Annotated in this window: 23 protein-coding genes and 1 pseudogene; 10 read left to right on the top strand and 14 right to left on the bottom strand. The window is 67.5% G+C overall.

The features are described 5' to 3' along the window. Positions 1-183 precede the first annotated feature (183 nt). Both NM203_RS15710 and NM203_RS15705 read right to left on the bottom strand, forming a co-directional pair. A complete protein-coding gene (locus NM203_RS15710; RefSeq protein WP_255060949.1) occupies positions 184-1,023 on the bottom strand; it encodes a mycofactocin-coupled SDR family oxidoreductase in 840 nt (279 codons plus the stop codon). 170 nt (positions 1,024-1,193) lie between these two features. Beyond that, entirely contained in the window at positions 1,194-1,793 is a 600-nt protein-coding gene (locus NM203_RS15705; protein WP_255060948.1) for a TetR/AcrR family transcriptional regulator, read from the bottom strand. Positions 1,794-1,891: 98 nt separating this feature from the next. Here NM203_RS15705 and NM203_RS15700 point away from each other — a divergent pair, with 98 nt between their 5' ends. The 3 genes from NM203_RS15700 to NM203_RS15690 are packed head-to-tail and all read left to right on the top strand — an operon-like array spanning position 1,892 to position 3,890. Then, positions 1,892-2,125: a ferredoxin gene (locus NM203_RS15700; RefSeq protein WP_255060947.1), complete on the top strand. Its 234-nt coding sequence runs from the start codon at positions 1,892-1,894 to the stop codon at positions 2,123-2,125. After that, a complete protein-coding gene (locus NM203_RS15695; protein ID WP_255060946.1) occupies positions 2,122-3,402 on the top strand; it encodes a cytochrome P450 in 1,281 nt (426 codons plus the stop codon). The genes NM203_RS15700 and NM203_RS15695 overlap by 4 nt, the downstream gene beginning before the upstream one ends. Continuing rightward, positions 3,399-3,890 (top strand): hypothetical protein, encoded by a 492-nt coding sequence (locus NM203_RS15690; protein WP_255060945.1) that lies wholly within the window; start codon positions 3,399-3,401, stop codon positions 3,888-3,890. Before NM203_RS15695 ends, NM203_RS15690 begins: the two co-directional genes overlap by 4 nt. Before the next feature lie 18 nt (positions 3,891-3,908). On the opposite strand, the gene NM203_RS15685 is transcribed toward NM203_RS15690, so the two are convergent. Genes NM203_RS15685 through NM203_RS15670 form a run of 4 tightly spaced genes read right to left on the bottom strand, consistent with a single transcriptional unit; the run spans position 3,909 to position 7,828 of the window. Then, positions 3,909-5,363, bottom strand: a complete 1,455-nt coding sequence (locus NM203_RS15685) for an aldehyde dehydrogenase family protein (RefSeq protein WP_255060944.1) — start codon at positions 5,361-5,363, stop codon at positions 3,909-3,911. Further along, on the bottom strand, positions 5,360-6,166 hold the full coding sequence (locus NM203_RS15680; RefSeq protein WP_255060943.1) for a carboxymuconolactone decarboxylase family protein: 807 nt from the start codon (positions 6,164-6,166) through the stop codon (positions 5,360-5,362). Before NM203_RS15680 ends, NM203_RS15685 begins: the two co-directional genes overlap by 4 nt. Before the next feature lie 19 nt (positions 6,167-6,185). Then, the gene (locus tag NM203_RS15675) at positions 6,186-6,998 is read right to left on the bottom strand and encodes a mycofactocin-coupled SDR family oxidoreductase (protein ID WP_255060942.1); all 813 of its coding nucleotides are present in this window, start codon (positions 6,996-6,998) and stop codon (positions 6,186-6,188) included. After that, the gene (locus NM203_RS15670) at positions 6,995-7,828 is read right to left on the bottom strand and encodes a mycofactocin-coupled SDR family oxidoreductase (RefSeq protein WP_255060941.1); all 834 of its coding nucleotides are present in this window, start codon (positions 7,826-7,828) and stop codon (positions 6,995-6,997) included. The genes NM203_RS15675 and NM203_RS15670 overlap by 4 nt, the downstream gene beginning before the upstream one ends. A 110-nt stretch (positions 7,829-7,938) precedes the next feature. On the opposite strand from NM203_RS15670, the gene NM203_RS15665 reads away from it, so the two are divergent. After that, positions 7,939-8,553 carry a TetR/AcrR family transcriptional regulator gene (locus NM203_RS15665; RefSeq protein ID WP_255061228.1) on the top strand — a complete coding sequence of 205 codons (615 nt, stop codon included), beginning with the start codon at positions 7,939-7,941 and terminating at the stop codon, positions 8,551-8,553. Here the strand turns inward: NM203_RS15665 and NM203_RS15660 are convergent. Continuing rightward, positions 8,550-8,774: a hypothetical protein gene (locus tag NM203_RS15660; RefSeq protein ID WP_255060940.1), complete on the bottom strand. Its 225-nt coding sequence runs from the start codon at positions 8,772-8,774 to the stop codon at positions 8,550-8,552. The two genes, NM203_RS15665 and NM203_RS15660, sit on opposite strands and share 4 nt — an antisense overlap. Before the next feature lie 222 nt (positions 8,775-8,996). Here NM203_RS15660 and NM203_RS15655 point away from each other — a divergent pair. Further along, a pseudogene (locus tag NM203_RS15655) lies at positions 8,997-9,535 on the top strand (zinc-binding dehydrogenase); the annotation flags it as partial. 12 nt (positions 9,536-9,547) lie between these two features. Here the strand turns inward: NM203_RS15655 and NM203_RS15650 are convergent. After that, the gene (locus NM203_RS15650) at positions 9,548-10,159 is read right to left on the bottom strand and encodes a TetR/AcrR family transcriptional regulator (RefSeq protein WP_255060939.1); all 612 of its coding nucleotides are present in this window, start codon (positions 10,157-10,159) and stop codon (positions 9,548-9,550) included. Positions 10,160-10,261: 102 nt separating this feature from the next. On the opposite strand from NM203_RS15650, the gene NM203_RS15645 reads away from it, so the two are divergent. Then, complete coding sequence (locus NM203_RS15645; RefSeq protein WP_255060938.1) at positions 10,262-11,236, top strand: NADP-dependent oxidoreductase; 975 nt, start codon at positions 10,262-10,264, stop codon at positions 11,234-11,236. Between the two features lie 35 nt (positions 11,237-11,271). Here the strand turns inward: NM203_RS15645 and NM203_RS15640 are convergent, their stop codons facing one another. The 6 genes from NM203_RS15640 to NM203_RS15615 are packed head-to-tail and all read right to left on the bottom strand — an operon-like array spanning position 11,272 to position 17,868. After that, positions 11,272-12,351 carry an NADH:flavin oxidoreductase/NADH oxidase gene (locus NM203_RS15640; RefSeq protein WP_255060937.1) on the bottom strand — a complete coding sequence of 360 codons (1,080 nt, stop codon included), beginning with the start codon at positions 12,349-12,351 and terminating at the stop codon, positions 11,272-11,274. Continuing rightward, positions 12,351-13,340 carry an amidohydrolase family protein gene (locus NM203_RS15635; RefSeq protein ID WP_255060936.1) on the bottom strand — a complete coding sequence of 330 codons (990 nt, stop codon included), beginning with the start codon at positions 13,338-13,340 and terminating at the stop codon, positions 12,351-12,353. Before NM203_RS15635 ends, NM203_RS15640 begins: the two co-directional genes overlap by 1 nt. Then, positions 13,337-13,786, bottom strand: coding sequence for a cupin domain-containing protein (locus NM203_RS15630; protein ID WP_255060935.1), 450 nt, complete (start codon positions 13,784-13,786; stop codon positions 13,337-13,339). Before NM203_RS15630 ends, NM203_RS15635 begins: the two co-directional genes overlap by 4 nt. 25 nt (positions 13,787-13,811) lie before the next feature. Next, complete coding sequence (locus NM203_RS15625; protein ID WP_255060934.1) at positions 13,812-15,002, bottom strand: FAD binding domain-containing protein; 1,191 nt, start codon at positions 15,000-15,002, stop codon at positions 13,812-13,814. Then, positions 14,999-16,387, bottom strand: a complete 1,389-nt coding sequence (locus NM203_RS15620; RefSeq protein ID WP_255060933.1) for an MFS transporter — start codon at positions 16,385-16,387, stop codon at positions 14,999-15,001. Before NM203_RS15620 ends, NM203_RS15625 begins: the two co-directional genes overlap by 4 nt. Then, positions 16,387-17,868: an aldehyde dehydrogenase family protein gene (locus NM203_RS15615; RefSeq protein ID WP_255060932.1), complete on the bottom strand. Its 1,482-nt coding sequence runs from the start codon at positions 17,866-17,868 to the stop codon at positions 16,387-16,389. Before NM203_RS15615 ends, NM203_RS15620 begins: the two co-directional genes overlap by 1 nt. Before the next feature lie 103 nt (positions 17,869-17,971). On the opposite strand from NM203_RS15615, the gene NM203_RS15610 reads away from it, so the two are divergent. The 4 genes from NM203_RS15610 (at position 17,972) to NM203_RS15595 (ending at position 22,578) form a co-directional block, all read left to right on the top strand. Next, positions 17,972-19,789: a helix-turn-helix domain-containing protein gene (locus tag NM203_RS15610; protein ID WP_255060931.1), complete on the top strand. Its 1,818-nt coding sequence runs from the start codon at positions 17,972-17,974 to the stop codon at positions 19,787-19,789. A 91-nt stretch (positions 19,790-19,880) separates the two neighbouring features. Continuing rightward, a complete protein-coding gene (locus NM203_RS15605; protein ID WP_255060930.1) occupies positions 19,881-20,975 on the top strand; it encodes an ABC transporter substrate-binding protein in 1,095 nt (364 codons plus the stop codon). Next, complete coding sequence (locus tag NM203_RS15600; protein ID WP_255060929.1) at positions 20,972-21,787, top strand: ABC transporter permease; 816 nt, start codon at positions 20,972-20,974, stop codon at positions 21,785-21,787. The genes NM203_RS15605 and NM203_RS15600 overlap by 4 nt, the downstream gene beginning before the upstream one ends. After that, positions 21,784-22,578, top strand: coding sequence for an ABC transporter permease (locus NM203_RS15595; protein ID WP_255060928.1), 795 nt, complete (start codon positions 21,784-21,786; stop codon positions 22,576-22,578). The genes NM203_RS15600 and NM203_RS15595 overlap by 4 nt, the downstream gene beginning before the upstream one ends. Positions 22,579-22,618 lie beyond the last annotated feature (40 nt).

Below are 22,618 nucleotides of genomic sequence, written 5' to 3'. Positions count from 1 at the left end.
AGGCACCGCGGAGTTCGTCGGCGTCGCGAGAAGTGGGTTGACGTGGGAACTGCTGGTGGTCATGGCGGGCTCCGATGCCTTCGAGTTGATGTCCGGGTTGGAAGTCGGTATTCAGTTGGTCCTATTCAGTTGTGCTCATTGACTTGAGAACGGCCCGACGATTCCGGGCAGACGAGCAGGCGGCTACTTGAGCATGCTTCCGGCATCCACCGTCATGGTGAGACCGGTGATGTAGCGCGCCTCGTCCGAGGCGAGGAACAACACGGCGTTGCTGATGTCGACGGGCTCCACCCAGCCGACCGGAAGCACGTGCATGAACTGCGCGGCGACGGCGAGGTCGTCCTGGCCCGGACTCTCGAGATCGGGCCGGAACAGTTTCATCGTGCCCTCGTTCATGAACAACGGGGTGTTGACGTTGGTCGGATGCACCGAGTTGACCCGGATGGAGTGCTGCCCGAGTTCGACCGCGAAGGTGCGCATCAGGCCGACCACGCCGTGCTTGGCGGCGATGTAGTGACCGGTGTGCGGATAGGCCTTCAACCCGCCGACCGAACTGGTGAGGATGATCGAGCCACCCTGCCCCTGCGAGATCAGATGCGGGACAGCAGCTTTGACCGTTTTCCACACACCGGAGAGGTTGACGTCGATCATGTCGGTCCAGTCGGCTTCGCTGGTGCGATCCAGCGTCTGGCCGCCGTTGCCGATGCCGGCGTTGGCGCAGATGACGTCCAACCGACCGAGCTGTTCGACTCCGCTGTCGACCGCGGCCTTGAGGGCGTCGTAGTCGCGCACGTCCACCTCGGCGGTGACGATGCGACGGTTCAGTCGCTTGACGAGGTCCGCCGTCTCGAGAAGGTCATCGCGGGTGGCGGGCTCGATCTGAGTATTGCTGCTCACCGGACCGCAGACGTCCACGGCGATGATGTCGGCGCCCTCCTCGGCGAGCCGGACCGCGTGACTGCGGCCCTGTCCGCGCGCCGCCCCGGTGATGAAGGCGACCCTGCCCTCGACCCGTCCTGTCATGGCCACACTCCGTCCGCCGTCGAATTTGATCGATCGATCAGGAACTGTGGCATGCGTCACCCCGGCTGTCAAGGGCGCGCCGCGCGATCGGCTCACGGAACCGGGTCACCGAGACGGCACCGCACCCCGCTGGCGCACTCGGCGTGCGCCGGACCCGGTTCGGCTACGCCTTAGCTGCGGACCGCCGCGGAGGGGTTGGAGAGCAGAGCGAGATGCCGCTCGACGAGGGCGCGGAACTCCTCGTGCCCTTCGGTGACGCCGACCGCGAGCTCGTTGCCCAGACTGCGTGCTGTCTGCGCGATGAGCATGGCGATCGCGACCGGCGGGTAGGCGTCCAGATCGATGCCACTGGCCCGCATCACCATCGTCACCGCGGCCGTCTCGATGTCGCGGACGCGCTCGGCGTAGGCCTTCAGCTCGGCACCGATCACTTTGCGGTGGTTGGCAAGTGCCATGAACTCGGTGTTGAGGACCGTTCTGCGGGGATCGATGTTGATCTGCCAGAGAGCCCGTATCGGGTCGTCCGCGGTCAACGCCTTGCGCATCTGCGCGAGCGCTACATCGGCGCCGACTTTGAGAACCTCGAGGAACAGGTCGTCCATGGTCGGGAAGTAGTAGTAGACCAGCGCCTGCTTGACGCCCGCTTTAGCGGCGATCTGTCTCGACGTGGCAGCGGCGTAGCCGTCGTCGTACATGATCTGCGCCGTCGCCTCGATGAGCCGGCGGCGGGTTCCGCCGTCGTCGGCCTTCGACTTCCTCGGCGTCGCCACTCAGCAGCACCGCCGACGATTGCTTGACCGGTCTTTACGGCGCGTGGTAAGCATGCAGCACCTTACCATTTTGATCGATCGATCAGTTTAGGAGCGCGATGGCCGGCCCCCGAGCGGTGTACGTCGACCCGCGGCTGTGCGAGGCACACGCACTGTGCGTCGAACTGGCCCCCGCGGTCTTCGACCTCGGCGACGACATCGCCACGTGTGACGAGTCGCCGGCCGCGTCGCACCGGGACGACGTCGACGCAGCCATCGCGGCCTGCCCCCGTCAGGCCATCGGCTGGGTCGACGCCCCGCCGACCACCATTCCGAAAGGGTCCATCGCATGACCGAGTTGGCTGAGATCGACTACTTCACCAACTCCGACATCGCGCAGGATCCCTACGCCTATTGGGAGCACCTGCGCAGCCAGGGCCCCGTGACGCGCGAACCCCACTACGGCGTCGTCGCGGTCACCGGCTACCAGGAGGTGCACGCGGCGTTCAAGGACGTCGATGCGTTCTCCGCCGTCAACGCGATCGGCGGACCCTTCCCGCCACTGCCTTTCACGCCCGAGGGCGACGACATCAGCGAGCTGATCGAAGCGCATCGCCACGAGTTCCCCATCTTCGAGCACATGGTCGTGATGGATCCGCCCCACCACGAGAAGGCGCGGTCCCTGCTGGGCCGGCTGCTGACGCCCCGCCGTCTTCAGGAGAACGAGGAGTACATCTGGCGGTTGGCCGACGATCAGTTCGACGAGTTCATCGACAACGGTCGCTGCGAGTTCCTGTCCGAGTTCGCGAAACCCTATGCGACGTTGGCGATCGCGGATCTGCTCGGAGTGCCCGATGAGGACCGCCCGAAGTTGCGACGGAACCTCGGCGCGGGCAGCGCGCCCGACTACCACGTCGGCTCCCTCGATTCGACGCCCGTGGGTAGCAACCCGCTGCGGTACCTGGACGACCTGTTCAGCGGGTACATCGCCGATCGTCGGGAGAACCCGCGCGACGACGTCCTCACCGGCCTGGCCACCGCGACCTATCCCGATGGTTCGACTCCTCCGCTGCTCGAAGTCGTCCGTCCCGCAACGTTTCTCTTCGGCGCCGGCCAGGAGACCGTCGTCAAGCTGCTCAGCTCGGCGATTCAAGTCCTCGGCGACCGGCCGGAACTGCAGGCGACGTTGCGCGCCGACCGATCGCTGATCCCGGCGTTCATCGAGGAGTCGTTGCGGTTCGAGAGCCCGACCAAGGTCGACTTCCGGCTCGCCAGGAAGTCCACCACGCTCGGCGGCGTCCCCATCAAGGCCGGCACCGTTCTCATGCTCTGCCTGGGTGCCGCCAATCGGGACCCGCGGAAGTTCGACAACCCGGACGAGTTCCACCTCGATCGCAGGAACGTGCGCGAGCACATCGCGTTCGGCCGCGGCATCCACACGTGCGCCGGTGCCCCGTTGGCTCGGGTCGAGGGCCGAGTGACGATCAACCGGATGCTGGATCGGCTGAGCGAGATTCGGATCAGCCAGGCCCAGCACGGGCCGCTCGATCGTCGCGACTACCGCTACGAGCCGACGTTCCTGCTGCGCGGGCTGACCGATCTGCACATCGAGTTCGACGCCTCGTCATGACGCAGTCCTCCCGACGCGTCCTTCTGACGACGGGCAGCGCCCTGCTCACGGTGTGGGCGCTGTCGTCGGTACCCACGGCCCATGCGACGGGAATGCGGGTGGGGAACTACGAGGTGATGACGGACCGGTGGAACGACCACTCGTGGGTCTGGTCGGTGACGCACTCCTGCGGGGCGCCCGATTGCGGCACCTGGTTGGTGGACCCCGTCGTGAATCCCGCAACCGACACCCTGAACGTCATCGCCATTCCCCGCCCACCGAAGAGTCAACGCTTCCAGCAGTCCGCGTTCTTCGCCGACGGCAGATACACCTTGACGGTGGACGTACCGGACGGAGTTCGGTGCATCGGTTACAACCTGCCCTCACACGACGTGTACTCCTGGGACGCGGGAACGCTCACCGGCACCGTCGACTCCACGTACGGTGCCGGCTGCTACGGAAGTCCCGGTGGCACGAGCACGTACGCCTTTCGGCTGCAAAGGTTCTGATACCCGAGGAGCGGGCTGTCAGCCCATTCCGATCCGGATGTTCTTGACCCGGGTGAACTCGTGGAGTCCGTCGAGCCCGCCGGTGCGGCCGAACCCGCTGTTCTTGTAACCGCCGTAGGGGCCCTGCGGGGACATCAGGCTGATCTGGTTGATCCACACCGACCCCGCCTCCAGCTGACGGGCGACGCGATGTGCCCGAGTGAGGTCACGGGTGTGGACGAACGCGTTCAGACCGTAGGGCGTGTCGTTGGCGATCCGCATCGCGTCGCCCTCGTCGCGAAACCTGATGAGCGACACCACCGGGCCGAAGGTCTCGACCTGTGCGAGCGCCGATCCGTTGTCGACGTCACCGAACACGGTGGGCTCGACGAAGAAGCCGCCTGCGAGCTCACCTCCGACCCGATTGCCGCCCACCAGCAACTCACCCGCCTGTTGGCTGACCGCGTCGGCGACGACGCCCAGGATCCGGTTCGCGGATTCCTCGCTGATGACGGGACCGAACACCACGGTCGGATCAAGCGGGTCACCGACCGTGGCACCGCCGATGGTGTTCAGGAACTTATCGACGAATGCGTCGTAGACCGATTCGTGCACCAGGACGCGGCTCGCGCAGGCGCAGCTCTGACCCGATTGCATCAGCGGACCCTGATGGGCCGCCATCGCCGCGGCGACATCGAGATCGGCATCCTCGAACACGACGTTGGCGGACTTGCCACCCAGTTCGGCCACCACCGGTGTCAGGTCGAGAGCCGCCGCGGCGAGCACCCGACGAGCGGTGGCCTCGCCTCCGGTGAAGTGGATCTTGCGGATTCCCGTGTGGCGCACCAACGCCTCACCGCCCTCGGCGGCGGCGGGTACGACGTTGACCAGTCCGGGCGGCAGACCCGCCTCGATGCAGAGCTCCCCGAATCTCAAGGCGGCCAACGGTGCCAGTTCCGAGGGCTTGAGGACGACGGCGTTGCCCGCCGCCAGCGCTGGCGCCACACACGACGCTGCGACGGCCAGCGCACCGTTCCACGGCGTGATGACACCGACCACGCCGTACGGTTCCCGCTCGATGAGGTTGACGTCGAACGACGCGTTGACCGGTGAGCTGATCCCGTGCGGCTTGTCGACGTATCCGGCGAAGTGGCGCAGGAACCACTCGAGCATGTGCCCGGTTCCCGCGAAGGAGATCGGCACCGCGTAGTCGTGCACGTTGAGCAGCGCGAGTTCGTCGAGGCGGTCGTGCACGACGTCGGCCAGGTCGATGAGCATGTCGCGTCGACGATCGACCGTCAGCGACATCCAGGCCCGCTGCGCATCTCGGGCGGAGTGGACGGCGTCTTCGATGTCCGATGCACCAGCGAGCGGAACGGTGAAGTCGGGTTGCCCGGTGGCGGGTTGGACGTGCTGATGCAGCCCGCCCGCGGCGCGCGTGGTCAGCTCTCCGCCGATGAGCAGCCCGGCCGACAGTGTCACCGCGGTGCTCACTGGGACGCCTCGGTACGCCACTCGTCGAGCACGCGTTCCTTCTGTCGCCCGATCTCGTCGTTCAACGTCGTCGCCTTCGCACAACCGTAGTACGCCGCGAAATGCAGAGCTAATTCGTCCATTTCGTCGAACGAGACGTCTCGGCTCTTCAACGCCGCGTACACGTGGCTCAGGATCGGATAGGGCGCGTCCTGGAACGCCACGCACGCCACCGTGACGAGACGCCGTTCCTTCATCCCGAGTCCCGGCCGCAGCCACATCTCGCCGAACACGAAGTTGAGGATGCCCGCCCCCGAGTACGGGTTATCGCGCGTCGGAACGTAGGGCACGCAGTTGACATCGCGGAACGCCTGCTCGCCGGTGAGCAGGCGGTCCTCCGGATCGCTGGGGGTGACCAGCGGTAGGAGCGGATCGGGCTCGGGGACCGCCTGGCCGCGCTCGCTCTGGATGCGCTCCCACTGCTCGTCGACCGTCATGTTGAATCGTGACGCCTTGGGCCACCCGCTGTAGACCGCGAAATGCAGTACGGTCTCGCGCATCTCGGTGATCGTCACGTCGCCGCTGTTGAGCGCCGCGTAGACGTGATCCCTCAGCGGCGCCTCCGCGTCGGCCGCCGCAACGCACGGCAGCGTGACGAAGCGCCGGTCGCGGCGGCTGAGCCCCGGCCGCTGCCACACCTCGGCGAAGACGAAGTCGAGGAGCGCGGCGTCGGTCGGGCCGGGGGCCTCCGGGGCCGGGAACGTCATCACATCGGCGAAGGCGCGTCTGCCCTCGGTGGCGCGTTCGCTGTCGATGGCGGTCATCTAGATCCGTTCCCTCTACTCATCGCAGGGTGACGCCTGCGTCGACTTTGAATTCCAGCCCGGTGACGTATCGGGATTCGTCCGACACCAGGAAGAGCACCGCGTTGCTGATGTCGACGGCCTCGGCCATCACGATCGGCATGGCGTTGAGGAAGATCGGCACCAGATCCGGCCGTTGCTCGGCGAGCAGACCGTGCAGTGACGCGGGTTGCATGCCCGTTTCAACGCCGGTGGGATGGACCGTGTTCACCCGAACACTCTGAGCGGCAAGCTCGTTGGCGAGAGCCCGGCTCAATCCCACGACCCCGTGTTTCGACGCGGTGTACGGGGTGTGCAGGGGCGTGCCCTTCAGTCCGGCCGCGGAACTGATGTTGACCAGGCTCCCTCCCCGTTCGACCAGATGGGGCAGCGCGGCGGCGCAGGTGTTCCACGTCCCGATCAGGTTGACGTCGAGCACGGTTCGCCACTGCTCGGGGGTCGTGGTGTCCCAGGTGCCGACCGTCAGCACGCCGGCGTTGGCCACCGACGCGTCCAGCCCACCCAGTTCGGCGACGCCTGCGTCCACCGCGGCGGAAAGCGCGGCAGCATCACGCACGTCGACGACGTGGACGCTCGCGCGCCTGCCGTGTTCCTCCACGAGTCGTGCGGTCTCCGCGAGATCCTCCCGTGAGGCGAGTGGATACTCCACCTCGGGCAGCGACTCGCAGATGTCGACCAGGATCAGGTCGGCACCCTCCTCGGCCAATCGAACGGCGTGGCTACGGCCCATTCCCCGCGCAGCGCCGGTGACGAGGACCCGCTTGCCGGCGGCCCGCCCGACCGATGCGCTCACAGCTTGTTGCAGAAGCCGGCGTCGACCGGGAACGTGACCCCGGTGACGTATCTCCCCGCATCGGAGACCAGGTAGGCGATGGCGGCGCTGACGTCCTCGGGCTCCAGCAGACCCACGGGCATCGGGTTCTGCAGATGCGGCCCGACACCGCCCGGATAGTTCTCCAGGAACGACGTCATGGCCGGGTTGACGGCCATCATGGTGTTCACCGCGGTCGGGTGGACCGTGTTGACCCGGATGCTCTCGGGGGCAAGGGCATTCGCGAGGGTGCGCATCAGCCCGACGATGCCGTGCTTCGACGCGGCGTACGCGAGTCCCCCGCCCTGGAGTCCGCCGAACCCGCGCAGCCCCGCCGTCGAACTGGTGAAGACGATCGAGCCACCGCGCCCGCCTGCCAGCAGGTGCGGGATCGCCGCCTTCGCGGTGTGAAACGCACCGACGAGGTTGACGTCGAGCACGTCGGTCCACTGTTCGAGCTCTTCGTCGATGGTCAGTTCGCGGAACGCCATCGTCGCGATGCCCGCGTTGGCGCAGACGATGTCGAGGCGTCCGAAGTGCTCGACGCCTGCACTCAGTGCCGCGTTCACCGCCGCGAAGTCGCGAACGTCGGCCACCGATCCGAGCATCTTGCCGCCCGCTTGCTCGACCAGCGCAATCGTCTCGTCGAGTTCGGCGCGACTAGCCATGGCATAGCCGTTGGACGGGATGTCGGCGCAGATGTCGACACCGATGACGTCGGCGCCGTCGGCCGCGAGGCGGATCGCATGGCTGCGCCCCTGCCCCCTGGCCACGCCGGTGATGAAGGCGACCTTGCCGTCGAGTGAACCCATCGATCCTCGCTTCGTTGCGCTTGGTCACATTCGTGCGATGCGACCGGAGTAACCGTGTTACTGCCGGTACAGTAACCGTGTTACTGAATCTGGACAAGGGGGTGTGCGTGCTGGCGACCAACGCGAAGACGTCGACCGTCGAGGACCAGCGGCGCGGGCAGGACCGCATCCTCGCCATCGTCGCCGAACTCCTGGAATCAGAGGGCTACGACGCCGTTCAACTCCGGGAAGTCGCCAAGCGCAGCAGGACCTCGCTCGCGACGATCTACAAGCGGTACGCGAACCGTGACGAACTCATCCTCGCGGCCCTACACGAGTGGATGGCCGAGAACCGCTACTCCGGGCTGGCGGATCAGACCGTCGAGCCCGGTGAAACGCTCTACGACGGCATGATGCGCGTCCTGCGCACGATCTTCGAACCGTGGGAGCAACATCCCGCGATGCTGACGGCCTTCTTCCGCGCACGCGCCGCACCCGGCGGGCAGGAGATCTTCCGGCGCGGTCTCGACACCACGGCTCCGGCGTTCATGCAGGTACTCAGCGGTGTCGACGAGACGTTCATCCGCGACCTCGACACCATCCTCAGCACCGTGATCTACGGATTGCTCGGCCGCTTCGCGGCAGGCGAACTCGCGATCAAGGACATCGTTCCCAGCCTCGACCGCACGGTCTACTGGCTGGCCGCCGGCTACGAAGCGGCCGGACGGACGGAGGCACGAGACTAAGCCTCGCGTTCGAGCGCGACCGCGGAAACGATCGCCCGCAAAACCCGTTCGAACCGTTCCGGATCGGCGAGGGTTCGGTCACCCGCCGCGAAACTCGCCAGGGCGACGCCCCGCGCCGCAAACGCTCTGGCCTTCTCGGCGAGTTCGGGATCACGCACGGCCGACAGCACCAACTCCATCCGCGCCCAGTTGAGCAGCAGTCCGTCCCCGTCGGCCTGCATGACGACGAGTTGAGCTGGTCGTGCAAAAGGTGTTCGAGTCCTTGCGGATTCGTCGGCCACCGATTCGATGTTCGCCATGTCGATGTCGGCGACCCGTTGCCCAACGCCCCGCAGCAGCGCCGCCCGCGTGCGGTATCGCGCTTCGTGGTGTGGGGATGGTCAAGAGTCTAGCGATCAGCGCAGGACGGTTCCGCCGTAGGTGTCGGTGGCCGCGGTGATCAGGGCGGCGACCCCATCGGGCTCGGCGCCGTGCTGGCATTCAGATCGGTTGGCGTCGCACACATCCCGGTCGTCGACATCCTGGCAGCTCGGCTCGAGAAGGCGCTGACGATCGGAGCCGACGCGGTCTTCGACTCGTCCACCGACGACGTCGTCGCCCGTCTCATCGAGCTGCACGGTGAGGGCGAGTCGATGTTCGGCGGAAAAGCGGGAACCGACGTCTATTTCGACGCCGCTGGAGCGCGACCCGTGGTCGACACCGCGCTCGCGGCGGGAAAGCGGGGTGCCACGTTCTGCATCGTCGGCGTCCACAAGGAACCGGTGCCGATCGAGTTGGTGTCGGTGATGAGCAACGAGCTCACCATCGTCGGCTCCATGGCTACCCCGACGAGATCTTTGAGGTGACAGCCGATCTCGTCGCGAACTGGGAGAAGTACGCACTCATCGTCAGCCACACCGTCCCCTTCGCCGAGCTCGATGACGCGCTGCGCCTCGCATCCACCCCCGGCGCCGCCGACAAAGTGGTCGTCACGTTCGCCTAGCGACGACTGCGCTCAGTGGTGCAGGGCTCGCCGGATGTGCCGATCGGATGGGACGGGTGGCACCTCGATGTCGGTCGCGGACGACATCAGGCCGGCCAGCCACAGCGAGACCAAACGGGCGCTGGAGCGCGGAGCATCGTCGATGGTGCGGCGGGTGAGGCCGGCGTTCGCGATCAAGAGGACTGCGAGATCGGCTGGGGCGGCGTCGGCACGGATCTTGCCGGTGTGTACCGCACGCTTGAACACCGTGGCGATAGCGCGGTAGTGGCGGGTCCGGAGTTCTTCGACGCGAGGCGACAACGGTTGCAGCGATGCCAGGAGATCGGCCAGACCTCGGTTGGTGGCCTGTAACGCGCAGGTCGCGATGACGCAGTCACGTAGGGCGATGACGGGATCGTCTGATCGCGCCGCCTCTTCGGCAATCGCACAGTAGCGCTCGAGGTGACCCGTGTAGACCTCGGCGAGCAATGCCTCACGGGTTGGAAAGTGCCGGTAGAGAGTCGCGTTGCCGGTCTTCGCGCGACGGGCGATCTCGTTCAGAGACACGTCGACGCCCTGTTCGGCGTACACGACCTCGGCAGCGGCCAGCACGGCCATCCGATTGCGTTGAGCATCGGCACGCATACGGAACCTCCACGGACCGAGGGCGGAATTTCCGGGGATGGTTCCCCGGTTAGACTCTAGACAATCTAACTGGGGATACTTCCCCGAATAGGAGGACATGCCGTGAAGGCAGTCGTTGTCACCGAGTACGGCGGCCCGGAGGTTCTGCAGCAGATGGACATCGAGGAGCCCCATGCCGGGCCCGGCCGACTCCGCATACGGGTGCACGCCGCCACCGTCAATCCCGCCGATGCGCTGCTCCGCGTAGGCGATATCGACGACGCGTTGCGCGCGAGCACGCTGACGCCGCCGTACCGTCCGGGCATGGAGGTCGCCGGCGTTGTCGACGAGATCGGGCCGGACACCTCCACCCACGTCGGGATCGGCGACCGGGTCATTGCGATCATGATGCCGATCGACGACTCCGGCGGCGGGTACGCCGAGTACGTCGTCGTCGATGCGGACCAGGTCGCCGCCGCTCCTGCCGGAAGCAGCCACGCCGAGGCGGCCACGTTGCCGATGAACGGCCTCACCGCTCGGCGGGCGCTCGACGTGTTGAACCTGGCGCCGGGGCAGACCCTCGCCGTCACCGGGTCCGCCGGCGCGGTCGGCGGTTACGTCGTACAGCTGGCCAAAGCCGACGGGCTCCGGGTGGTCGCCGATGCTGCGCCCGCCGACGAGCATCTCGTCTCCGCCCTCGGAGCCGACGAGATCGTCCCGCGCGGACACGATGTGGGAGAACGGATTCGGCGACTGCACCCCGAAGGGGTGGCGGCCGTCGTCGATGCCGCTCTGCAGGGCGACGAGGTACTGCCCGCGTTACGCGACGGCGGTCAGGTCGCCGTCGTTCGTCGGCCCGGCGAGCGGGGCGCCTCCACGCTTCATCCCGAGCGCGGCATCACCATCCGGGACGTGTTCGTGCCCGACTACCTCCACAGGACCGACAAGCTCGACGACCTTCGAGTGCTGGCCGAGGACGGCACGGTGACTTTGCGTGTGGCGCAGACGTTTCGCGCAGCGGATGCCGCCGCGGCGCACCGCGCCATGGAACGGGGCGGTGTTCGCGGTCGCCTCGTCCTCACCTTCGACGAGAAGTAGGAGACCACCGAGATGAAAGTCGCTGGAGCCGGCGGCTAACTGAATGCACGGCTGTACTGCGGTGGATGGTTCAGGGTCGCTCCGAGGTGGTCGGCCGCCTGACGAATCCACGTCGGGTTGCGCAGCAGTTCCCGCGCCAGGAACACCGCATCGGCCTGCTCACCGGCGACGATGTCCTCGGCCTGGTCCGCGTCGGTGATCATTCCCACGGCGGCAGTGGGTATTTCGGCTTCCTTGCGGACCCGTGCGGCGAAGGGCACCTGATAGCCGGGGCCGACGGGAATCCGGGCGTCCGGTGCCGAGCCACCGCTGGAGACGTCCATCAGATCGACGCCACGCGCCTTGAGCCGCGTCGCCAGGTCCACGGTGTCGTCGACGGTCCAGCCGGGACGTTCGTCCTCGGTGTCGCCGCCCAGCCAGTCGGTGGCCGATACGCGGAAGAACAGCGGCAGCTCGTCGGGCCAGCTTCGCCGGACGGCGGTCACCACGTCGAGGGCGAACCGCAGCCTATTCGTCAGCGACCCGCCGTACTCGTCGGTGCGAGTGTTGGAGTGCGGCGACAGGAACTGGTGGATGAGATAGCCGTGCGCACCGTGCAATTCGAGAACTCTGAACCCCGCGGCGGCCGCGCGCTGCGCCGCGGCGGCGAACGCCTCGACGATGAGACCGATCTCGTCGACGCTCAACTCGGCGGGGCTGGGCAGCCGCCCGAACGGCACGGCGCTAGCGCCCACGGTGGCCCAGCTCTCCCCCGGCTCCGCCCAGGGCCGCCCGGTGGACCCCTTGCGGCCGGCGTGCACCAGTTGGATGCCCGGCACCGAGCCCTGCGCGGCGACGAAGTCGGTGATCCGTCGAAACGCTTCCGCCTGGCGGTCATTCCACAGGCCCAGGTCGTGCACGCTGCTCCGACCGATCGGATCGACGGCGGTGGCCTCGACCATCACCAGCGCGGCGCCGGCCACTGCGCGCGACCCGAGGTGCTGCAGATGCCAGTCCGACGGCGAGCCCTCGCTCTCCCCCTCGGAGACGGCGGCGAACTGCATCATCGGCGACATCCAGGCCCGGTGCGCGAACGTGACCTCGCGCAGCGTCAACGGGGAGAACAGGTGAGACATCAGGCCTCCTCTTCGGGCAGGCCGAGATAGGCCAGCGCCGCGGTGATCAGCGCGGCTCGGCCCGGTCCGTGGTCGTCGGCGAAGCGGGCCGGCTCCGACTCCGCCATGTCGAATGGATAGTCACTGCCGCAGACGACCTTGTCGGCACCGGCGAGCTCACACAGGAGCTTGAGCTGATGAGGGTCGTGGGTGACCGTGTCGAAGTAGAGCTCGCCGAACGCTTCCGCCGGTGGCCGGGTGGCCGCGCGTCGGACGTCGGCTCGCATCGTCCAGCCGTGGGTCCAGCGACCGAGAAGTCCCGGTGCGCAGCCGCCGCCGTGAACGAAGCAGATCCGCAGTCCCGGCAGGGCGTCCTTGATGCCGCTGAGGATCAGCGACGCGACGGCGGTGGCGGATTCGACGGGATTGCCGATCAGGTTCGTCAGGTAGTACTCGGACCACTCCGGCCGTGGTAGCTGCATGGGGTGGACCAGCACCGCCAGGTCCAGCCGCGCGGCTTCGCTGAGCACGTGATGCAGCGCCGGACCGTCGAGCGACCGGCCGTTCGCCATCGGCGGGATCGCCACGCCCGCCATGCCCTCGATCTGCGCCAACTCCTCCATCTGGGCGGTCGCCGACGTGGAATCCTCGAGCGTGACCATCCCCAGCCCGAGCAGCGCTCCGTCGGCGTCGGCCACGACGTCCGTCAGCGCGGCGTTGAACGCCCTGACGTAAGCGTCTGCCTCGGAACCGGATTCGAGGGGGAACGCGAACGGCGGGGCGGACAGGACGCGAACCCCGACGTCGGCGCGCGCCATGTCGGCGCGAATGGCCGACACGTCGCTCATCGAACTCGTCGCGATCGACAGCGGGAGGTCCCCGAGATACAGCTCACCATCGCGGTCGTGCATCTCCCCGTGCGGTCCGGTGCCGGGAAGGCCGAAGAGCTCCCTCGGAATCCAGTGCGCGTGGACGTCGATCACGCCGTCGGCCAGCGGGGTTGTGATCACAGCGCCGCATCCCGCGAGATCGGCAGCGGCGCATTGGCACTGTCGAGGTGCTCCACGGTGGTGAAGATCAGCTCGCCAGTGCCGATGTTCTCGATGTCGTGCAGCAGGTATTCGCCTGCACCGAAACGGAAGTGGCGGGTTTCACCAGCCGCGTACGACACCTCCCGCACGGTGCCGTCGTGGGTGTGCTGACGGCTGGTGCCGGCGTTGATCGCGGTCCAGAAGTAGTCCAGCACGTGCCGGTGGGCGTGCCAACGCTCGCCGGGGGCGAGCCGGATCTCCCAGACGCGGACCCGCCCGTCCTCGCTGAGCAGACGCGAGCCGACCTCGCCGTCGAACGCGTGGTCGGTGAACTCGGTTCTGAGCCAGTCCGGCCAGGTGTCGAAGTCGGATGCGACGAGATCGCCGGCCAGTGGCAGGTCGGTCAGGAAGCTGTTGTCGGTCATGATGATTCCTTTCGCACGCGGTGAGTTAGCGGCCCGGTCCGTAGAGGCCGAAGCGGAGGTCGGGATCGCCCGGCGTCCACGTGTTGGTGAACTGGGACCGTTCACCCATCGACACGACGCGCCGCAGGAGCGAGTCGCTCAGTTGCAGCTGCGCCGGCTCCCACTTGGTCAGGGCGGCCCGGATGTCGCCACCGGCATCCCCCAGTGCCGCAGCCAGTGCCCAGCCGTCGGCGGCAGCCTTCGCCGTCCCGGCTGCGGCGTGCGGGCGCGCCGCGCAGGCGGCATCGCCGATCAGCGCGACCCGACCCATGGCCATCCGCGACGACCTGGCATCGGAAACCACCTGCACGTAGGGCGTTTTCGTGGCCGTTACCACCGCGGCCACCGCGGGAGCCAGCAGCTCGGCGGCGTCCCGCTTCATCTCCGCGACGTAGCGGTCCTGGACCTGACCGGGGTGTACGGACACCGAGCCGGGGATTCCCCGCTTGTCGATGCACATCTCGGTGAGTTCGGGGCCGGCGGGGACGTTGCGGTACCAGACGTAGTTCATCAGCTGGTCGTCGAGATCGAGACCACCCTCGCCGGGAATCGGGTACATCGTGATGTGCGAGTTGGGGACGACGTCGTAGGTGATGGCGTCCTGCAGTACCTCGCGCGTCTTCTCGTCGAGGTCGCGTACCGGCAGGGTGCCGCGCCAGCCGATGTAGCCGGAGTAGCGCAGCCCGGCGTCGGCGTCGAACCGCTCCCGCGCCACCGAGGTGACGCCGTCGGCGAACACCACCAGGTCGGCGGATTCCACCCTGCCGCTGACGAACCGCACCGTCGCGGAATCTTCGTATTGATCGAAGCCGCAGGCGTATTCGCCGTAGTGGTAGTGCTCTGTACCGAAGTCGGCGAGCAGGGCCCGGTAGAAGGTCCCCCACGACGTGTAGGTCCACGTGCACTTCTCGCGGAACACCAGGTCGCCGCTGCGGTCGAGGTACTGCACGTAGGAGGTCGACGTGCTCAGGTCGGCCAGGTTCTGCGTGCTGCGCTCGGTGAACCAGCGGACGGTGTCGGGCTGCAGGACGATGCCGCTGCCCCGGCCGTCCAGCGCGGTGGCGGTGCGCTCGTACACGTCCACCGTGAACCCGAGGTCGCGCAGTAACAGCGCCGTGGTGAGGCCTCCGATCGAGCCACCGATGACAATGGCGGATGCTCCTGTGTACTCGGTCATGACTCGCTCTTCTCGGTGCGGTGAACAGTGGGAACTTCGGGATCAGCGGGCATGGGTTCACCGCGTGTTTCGCGGGCGAACGCCAGTCCGACAACGGCGATCAACCCGAGCGCGGTCACCGAGGCGGTGGCCAGTCCGAGGTCGCCGTCGAACCAGGAGGTGGCGATCGCCCCGGCGGCCAGTGGGCCGAGCGCGGTCACGTAGCGGCCGACGCTGTTGCACACCGCGAGAGCGGTCGCCCGCACGCTCGGCGGGAACAATTCAGGGGCGTAGATGAACGTGCCCGACAGCGCGCCGAACAATCCGAAACCGAGGAACGGCAGCGCGATCAGATACTCGGTGTAGCTGCGGTCGAAGGGGAAGACCCACGCCACGGCGACAGCGGATACGGCGAAGCTGAGCAGGAACGCCCTGCGGCGTCCGACGGCGTCGGCGACGAATCCCCAGGAGGCGTAACCGACGATGCCGCCGGCGTTGAACAGCATCGCGGCCACAGCCACTCGATGGTCGGCGATCGCGTTCGGCAGCTCATCTGCCGCGGTGATCTGGCGGATGATCTGGGGGTACCAGGTGGTGACGCTCCAGAAGGCGATCAGAGCACCGGTGGCGAGTGCCGTGCAGATGAGCATCGGCCGCCGCAGCGGAGCTTCGATCAGTCGCCGGAGTGCGAATCGGTCGTGAGCGGCCATGGTGCCCAGCCGTTTCCGCTCACGGCGCGCCTCCAGGTGGGCCGAGATCTCGGGCGGCTCCGGGACGTAACGACGAATGAACCAGACGAGGAGCGCGGGCAACCCGGCCAGCGCCAGCATGAACCGCCAGCCGTGTTCGCCCAGCAGAGCGTATGCGGCGGCGGCCGCGAAGAATCCGAACGCGTACCCGGACATCATGATCCCGCCCGCGCGGGCCCGGAAGCGATTGCGCCAGGTCTCGGCGATCAGTGCGGCGCCGACTGGCGCTTCGACACCGGAGCCGAGTCCGGCGATGAACCGCAGTATGCCCAGTTGCCACCAGGTGTCGGCGAACGCCGCCAGCGCGCTGAAGATCGCGTAGGTCAGGATGCCGACGGAGAGCACCCTAGTGCGTCCGAATCGGTCGGCGAGGACGCCGAACAGGATGCCTCCGGTTGCCCAGCCGATCAGGAACAGCGCCACGGTCATGCCGCCGTAGTAGCCGATGGTCGCGGGGCCGGCTTGCAGACCGCTGTTCGGCAGCAGTTCGCCCATCGCCGGCCCGAGGACCAGGATGTAGAGGCTGCCTGCGAAGCCGTCGAGGCCCCATCCCAGCGTCGTGCCGGCGAGCACCAGCCACTGAGTTCTGGTGATTTCGGCGCGGAAACCGCGGCTGTGCGCCGAATTCCGCGCCGAAGTCGATCTTTCGATACTCATCAGTTCAACCGTCCCTGTTCGCGGCCGCCGTACCAGTCGACGGGCTCGGACGCGGTCCGAGTGACGATGGTCTTGATCCAGGAGAAGTCGTCGAAGGACTCGGAGCCCGCGTCCTTGCCGACACCGGACTCCTTCACCCCGCCCCACGGCAGGGATGGTTCGAGTCGGTGGTGGTCGTTGATCCACACCATGCCGGCGACGATGCGCGCGGCGACGCGGTGCGCGCGGCCGATGTCGGTGGTCCACACCCCTGCACCGAGGCCGTAGCGGTTGTCATTCGCCATCCGGACGGCGTCGTCCTCGTCGTCGAAGGGGATGACGACGGCCACCGGGCCGAAGATCTCCTCCCGCGCCACCGTCATCTCCATGGTGGCGTCGGCGAGCACGGTCGGTTGCAGAAAGAAGCCCGCTCGCAAGGGTTCTGGCAGGTCCGGTTGGCGCCCGCCCGCGGCGAGCCGGGCGCCCTCGGCGATGCCGGTCTCGATGAGCCCGCGCACCTTGTCCCGCTGTCGGGCGCTGATGAGTGGGCCCATCTGGGTGTCGGGCTGGGTCGGATCACCGATGCGGATGTCCCTCGCGCGGGCTGCCAGCGCTGTAACGAACGCGTCGTAGTTGGCCCGCTGCACCAGGAATCGGGAACCGGCGACGCAGGACTGGCCCGCGGCGACGAATGCCGCGAAGGCGGCGCCCTCCGCGGCGGCCACCGGGTCGACGTCGTCGAAGACGAGGACAGGAGTCTTGCCGCCTAGTTCCGCTGTGACCCTGGCGAATCGGGCGGCGGTGGCCAGGGCTGCGGCGCGGCCGGCCTCGGTGCCGCCGGTCAGCGTGATCTTGGCGACGTCGGGGTGCTGGGTCAGCCGGATGCCGGCATCACGGCCTCCGGTCACGACGTTGACGACGCCGTCGGGCAGGCCCGCGCCGCTCATGATGTCCAGCAACGCGAGGGTGGTCAGCGGGGTCAACTCCGAGGGCTTCACAACGACGGTGTTGCCGTTGGCCAGCGCGGCGGACAGGCTGCGCGCCAGGATGAGCAGTGGGTGGTTGAACGGCGTGATGATGCCGCACACGCCGAGGGGCAGGCGCTGCTGATAGGTCAGGTACGGACCATCGCCGGGCAGCACGGACTGACGCTGGGAAGCGAGCAGGCCCGCGTTGTAGCGGAACCACTCCGGCACCCGCGAGAGTTGCGCGCGGGTCTCGGTGATCGGCCGACCGTTGTTGAGGGCTTCGAGCGTGTACAACCGCTCCGAGTCGGCGTCGATCGCGTCGGCGATGCGGAGCAGCAGTCCGGCCCGCTCGCTGCGGACCATCGCCGGCCAGACGCCGCCCTCGAAAGCCGCGAGCGCCGAGGCGACGGCTGTGTCCACGGCGTCCGGTCCCTGCTCGGGAACGGCGTCGATGACGGCGCCGGTGGCGGGATTGACGATGCTGCGACGACCAACTGGTGCGAGCGCTCTCATGTCGGTGGCTGTCTGGGTCATGGATATGAGTGTCGTCACACCGCCGCGCCGCCTCAATGTTCGTGGCCACACTGTTTCCCGCGAAGCATGTCGTCGACGACACCCGTCGTGGGATGGTGAGTGCGTGACGACGGTGGACTCGGGCCGACAGCCAGGGGCGGAGCTCCTCACCTGGCTGAGTGCGTTGCGAGCGTTGAGCTCGGCGGCGACGTCGGCGGCAGACCTCCAGCACGTCCTGGACCAGGTGGCGGATACCGCGCGGACGCTGCTCGGCTTCGACTTCTGCGGCGTGCTCACCCCCGATCCCGCCGGCGAGAGCCTGGTGATCACCGGCTGGAGCGGCCTGTCGGCGGACTACGTCGAGCACGTCAACACCGACCGGCCCGTCCGCCTCGACGGTGGTTCGCCCTCGAAGCAGGCGTTCCAGAGCGGCCGGCCCGTCGCCATCCGCGACATCGCGGGAGAACCCGAGTTCACCCCGTGGGGCGGCGTCGCACGGGAGCAGGGCTACCGCGCGATCGTCTGCGTGCCGTTGATCGCCGGTGCCGAGGTGCTGGGAACACTGAACGGCTACTACACGCCGGTGCACACGTTCACCGACTACGAGATCGAACGCCTCGCGCTCCTGGCCAACCACGCCGCCATCGCGCTGACCTCGGCCAGAAGACTGGACCAGCTCCGTCAGCTCAACGAGTCGCTGCGGGAGCAGCGCGACGCGCTCACCCGGTCGGAGCAGATTCACGAACGCCTACTGGCCGTGACCCTGCGGTCGGGCGGGCTCAGCGGTGTCGCCGCGGTGCTGGCCGAGTTGATCGGCCGGCCGGTGCTGATCGACGACGCCCGCAATGTCGTGCTGGCGATCGCCGGTGACGACGCCGCGTTGCCGAACGCGACGTGGCGCGCCGCGGCCGTCGTCGAGCCGCCGACTTCGTCGGCGCCCGTCCCGGTGACCGGACCCGATGACGACGCGCGGTACTGCGTGTCGATCGCCAGGCTCGGCGACGACGCCACGGCCGCCCGAATCTGGTTCCCCGCAACGGAATCGGAGCTCGACGCCATGAGTGTCCGCGCGGTGGAGCACGCCTCGATGGTCATCTCGCTGGAATTGCTGCGGATGCGCACCGCGGCCGAGGTCGAGCACCGTCTGCGCGGCGAGTTGCTGGCCGATCTCCTGGGCGGTGGTTCGGTGATCTCCGAGCAGGTGCTTCAGCGCGCACAGCGGCTCGGCCACGATCTCACGCGACCCCACGTCTTGATCGTCGGTGCACTCAGCATCGCGGGCGAACCCGCTGAGTCCCGCATCTATCAGAGGTCACTGTCACTCGTCGGAGACCTCGTCCGCCCCTATGCGCCGCGTCCGCTGTCGGCCATGCACCGAGGCAACATCGTCACCATGTGGCCGATCACGGAGGACGAACCGGGCCGGGCGATCGGGTCGGGCGACGCGGCGGCGGCTCTGGTCCAGCGCGCCATGGGCTCGGTGGCGAGGAACGTCGACGCGACCGTCACGGTGTCCGCGGATCCCGTCGACAGCACACCGTCCTACGCCGAGGCGTACCGGACCGCCAAGGGCGCGCTGGACATCGCACTGCGTGCCGGTCGGACGAATACCGTTGTGCAGCTTGCCGATCTGGGCGTCGTCGGACTACTGCTCCAGCTCGAAGACTCGTCGCAACTGGCGGCCTTCGCCCGGCGGACACTGGGCCCGCTGCTCGACTACGACTCATCCCACCACACCGATCTCCTCGACACGCTGCGCACCTACTTCGCGTGCAGGAACGACAGGAATCGGACGGCGAGCGCGCTGCACATCCACCCCAACACGGTGACGCAGCGCCTTCGCCGGGTGGAGCAGCTGTGCGGCGTGGAGTTGGCCGAGCCGTCGACGACCCTGCAGTTCAGTGCCGCCCTGACCGTGCACGACGTGGCCACCGCCGGATAGCGACATGTCCTGGCGGACATTCGATTCGCCGATGTGTGTTCGGCAGGACATTGTGGCGGGTGGTCGCGCGGGGACAAGGTGATGCCTGTCAGTGACAGCGATCACAACCGAAAGCGAGACGAACCTCGTGCGTCCACAACACATGAACCGACCGATGGGTGTGCTGACCGCACTCGTCACCGTCGGTGCGATGCTCGCCGGCGCGACCGGCTGCGCCGCCGGACTGGGCGGTCCCGCATCGTCGCGCGCCGCCCGTGACGGCGTCATCCGCTTCACCTTCGCTCCCGATCCGATCTGGGACTACATGCACGACGAGGGCATCGTCGACGAGTTCGAGCGGGACACGGGCATCAGTATCGAGACGTCCGCGACGTGGGACGAGTTCGGCCTCTTCGCGGGCGGACACGCCGACATCATCTCGTCGGCGTCGTTCGAAGTGCCCGGCCTCGAGGAGCAGACCGAACGCGAGACCGTCGTCATCGGGCGCTACAACACCGAGCGCAGTCGGATCATGGTCCGGGCCGACGACCCCGCCGCGTCCGTCGCCGATCTCGCGGGCAAGAAGATAGGGGTCTTCACCACCGTCTCCGGCACGCTGGTCTGGAGTGCTCTGGTCAAGCAGATGCACGATCTGGATCTGACCGGCGGTCAGGACTTCGACCTGGTCGTCGCCGACATCCAGAACCTGTCCGGACTCCTGGCCCGAAACGAGATCGACGCCTGCATCTGCTATCCCGACCTCTCGGTCAACGAGCTGCGGGCCGGAAGCGTCCGCCCCCTCTACGACGGCAAGTCATCGGCAGACCTGTTCGCCGAACTGAACGCACCGGGCCACGACGGTCCGATGGGCAACGTCTTCGTCGCCCGCAAGGACTGGGCTGAGGCTCATCCCACGGAGGTCTCCGCGTTCCTCGACCTCTGGGATCGCGGGCTGACGGAATGGCGGGCCCACCGCGACGAGATCATCGAGCGCTACCCCCAGCACTTCGCGGTCGCCACACCGGAAGACGTCGACTTCATCAAATCCTATGTCGACGACCACGACTGGGTGGTGGACGACGTCCGCTTCGACCGGAAGTGGGCCGACGACGAGGCGTCCATCTTCGACCTGATGCGACGGACCCACGTCATCGAAGGCGACGTTGCCGACCCGCGCTTCCTACCCGCAGAGAGGGCCGACTCGTGAGCACGAACACCGTTGTGCTACAGGCGCAACCAGCAGTCACGACCCCAGGGCCCCGCAATCGGCGAAACGTCCGGTGGATCATCTCGCTGGGCACGCTGGCCTCGGTCGTGGCGGCGTGGGCGTTGGTGGCAGCCGTGATCGACGACAACATCGTGCCCCGCCCGCTGGAGGTCTTCGCACGAGTAGTCGACATCGTCGCCTCGGGTGAAGCAGCCGGGAACTTCGCGACCACCCTCGCCAAAATCGGCGCCGGCTTCGCACTCGCGGTGGCGGCCGGCCTTCCACTCGGGTTCCTCATGGGTCGCAGCGCATTCATGAACTCCTATCTCTCGCTACCGATGTTCGTCCTCGGCAACGTCCCCGGTCTCACCTACGCCGTGTTCGCTCTGGTGATCTTCGGGGTGGGTCCGGGCGGACCGATCGTCGTGTCCGCATTGGTGGCAGTGCCCTTCATCGCGATCAACGTCGCCGAGGGGGTTCACTCGGTTGACGGAGACCTGCTGCGGATGTGCGAGGCGTTCGAACGCTCGCCCCGAGACGTCCTGCGGCACGTGTACCTTCCGGCCGTCAGCGCCTTCCTCCTGGTCGGCGTGCGGTACGGGTTCGCGATGGCGTGGAAGGTCGAGGCGCTGACCGAGGTCTTCGGCGCCCAGAACGGCGTCGGGTTCATGATCCGCAAGGCCTATCAGGAGTTTCAGGTAGACGACATGCTGTCCTGGACAATGCTTTTCGTCATCGTGATGATCCTGATCGAGCGCGGCCTCGTAGCCCTCGAGCACCGTGTGTTCGCGTGGAGAAAGGAACTGGCATGACCCTCATCACTCCGGAGGTCGCCCAGCCGGCGTGGCGGCGGCAGCTTCAGTCCCAGTTGACCTCCGCCGTCGCGTGGACCGCATCGGTGGTGACCATGCTGGCGGTTTGGCAGCTCGCCGCCGTCTTCGGTCACCGCGTCCCGTCGATGGCGGACACCTTCAGCCGACTCGGCTCCGAAAGTGCCGACGGACAGCTGTGGGCCAACCTCGCGGTGAGCATGAACCGCTTCCTGCTCGGTCTCGCAGCGGCACTGCTGGTCGGCGCGGCTCTCGGCGTCGCGATGGGACTGTCACGGTTCGCTGACTACGCGCTCACCGATGTGACGATGGCGGGACTGGCTATACCGGCCGTCATCTGGGCTCTACTGACCACGATGTGGTTCGGATTCGGTTGGCTCACACCGGTAACCACGGTCTTCCTGTGCGGGCTGCCCTTCGTGGTCGTCAACATCGCCAAGGCCGTCCGAGCGATCCCAGCGGAGACGATGCTGATGGCCCGCGCGTTCGGGGTGGGCCGCATAGAGGTGCTCCGGAACATCATCGCGCCGGCGGTGGCCGGTTCGACGATCGCCGCGGTGCGCTTCGCGATCATGAGCGCCTGGAACGGACTGCTGCTCGCCGAATGGTTCGGCGCGACCTCCGGGGTCGGGTGGCGGGCCCGCTACTGGTACGACGCCAACCAGCTCGACGGCTTCCTCGCCTGGGTGTTGCTGTTCATCGCCTTCCTGATCATCGTCAACCAGGTGCTGGGGTGGGTGGAGAACCGCGTAACCCGCTGGCGCCGAGCCTAATCAGTCCCACCCGATGTCCAACCTCTGAAAGGAATCAACC

The organism is Mycolicibacterium arenosum (assembly GCF_024320865.1).
Lineage (GTDB): Bacteria > Actinomycetota > Actinomycetes > Mycobacteriales > Mycobacteriaceae > Mycobacterium > Mycobacterium arenosum.
This window is presented reverse-complemented; position numbering and strand designations above follow the sequence as displayed.